Source organism: Candidatus Woesearchaeota archaeon, from assembly GCA_003694805.1.
GTDB lineage: Archaea > Nanobdellota > Nanobdellia > Woesearchaeales > J110 > J110.
In genome coordinates, this window is record RFJU01000058.1 from 1 (window position 1) to 1,541 (window position 1,541).

A 1,541-nucleotide genomic window follows, 5' to 3' on the forward strand; every position below is an offset into this window, starting at 1 on the left:
ACCTCGTAGTCGGTGCCGTCGATGGTGTACGTCTTCGTCTCGCCTTCGCGCAGGGTGTCGGACACGTCCCCGCCCATGAGCTCGAGGGAGACTTCCTGGTTGCTATTCAGCGTCGTGTCAACGATGGTGTAGTCGGTGCCGAAGATGTTGATTCTCGTATCTTCGAGGTCGTTGAGGCCGCAGGTAACAGTAGAAGTTCCTGTGCAGTCGTCGAGCTCAGACTGGAAGCCGGACTCGAACTCGAGCTGGTACTCGAAGAACGGCGTGCTTCGGATGCCTTGGATGACGAGGTAGTCGCCAACGTTGTCATCCTTGTCTGCCGTGTAGTCAACGTACATCGTCGCGAGGCCGCTCGTGCCGAAGCGCAGGTACTGGTTGTAGTCTGTTGAGCCCTGCTGGGTGCTGACTCTGCCGCTCTTGAGGGCTGCCAGGTCGTCTTCGGTGAACGTTTCCTTGACGTCTGCCACGTTCTCGCCGAGCTCGAGGATGTCTGAGCTGATGGAGAACTGGGCTGCATCACCGACGAGGTTGACCGATCCCGTGCTGGGGATGTCGAGTTCAACTTCCGTTGTTGCGGACGCTTGCAGGCTTGCTGCAATGTCGACTGCGCCGATGACGTCACTCGTGGCAGCTTTCTCGCCGACGACGATTGCGCCGTCGAAGACGCCGTTCGTGATGAACGGTGTCGGATAGTCTGCCAAATCGTATGCAAGTGCGCCTGCCATCGTCATGCCGACCATGGTCGCACCAGCACCGAGAGCAACTATCTTTTTAATTAGTCGCTTGCTGTTCATTTAAACACCTCCGTGTTTTCCGTAGAGTGGTGCAACACTGTTGCGTTCCCCCACGTAACCGTGTTGCAGCTCGTGCCTCTCGAGGCGGCACAGGAAGTTTGCGCTGACATCGACGTGGATGCGTTCCGCGCCGAAGCCAATTTAAGCCTTCGTGTACCGTCGATAGTGCTCAAGCCGCTCAGGTAGGGGTTTTGTGTCCGATTTTGTTTATAAAACTTTCGATAGGGCTGTGTTGTGCAACAAACCTTGTATCGCCAGAGCCGTTTTCGTTGTAAAATTCAAGGGTTTTAGGAGGTCATTACAGCACAGTAGCGACCGTTTCGATTTATAAATTGGTTTTTAAATTGAACGGAGGTGTTCTTAAATGTTTTAAGCATCGACAAGAGTGCTTGCTACGCGCGCCGAGCAAAGGAAGCGCCCTGTCATTGCGCCAAGGTTCTCGTCGAGAAACAAGGAGTGAACAAAGGATGAACAAGGAACGGACACAGAACCGGCCGGCGTAGGATGTGAGCATAGCATTGTGAACATTGCATGATGAGGGGAACATAGCATTGTGAGGGCGGCGCGGGTGGAGAGAAACAAGAGAAACACAGCAGAAGCCCATAGCAAAAGCGCGGCCCAGATGACGAACGACCCCCGCCACCTTGCACCTCCTCGAGAGCTCGAAAAGATTTAAAAAGGGAGTGTTGCTCGTCATGTTCTCGTGCGAAAATCGGTGCGGGCGTGCCAGAGCGGTCAAATGGGACG

1 protein-coding gene is annotated in these 1,541 nt (G+C 54.6%); it reads right to left on the reverse strand.

The annotated features are described in order from the left end of the window. Positions 1-740: hypothetical protein (locus D6783_02360; protein RME53325.1), on the reverse strand; the 740-nt coding region annotated here is incomplete at its 3' end. Between the last annotated feature and the right edge of the window lie 801 nt (positions 741-1,541).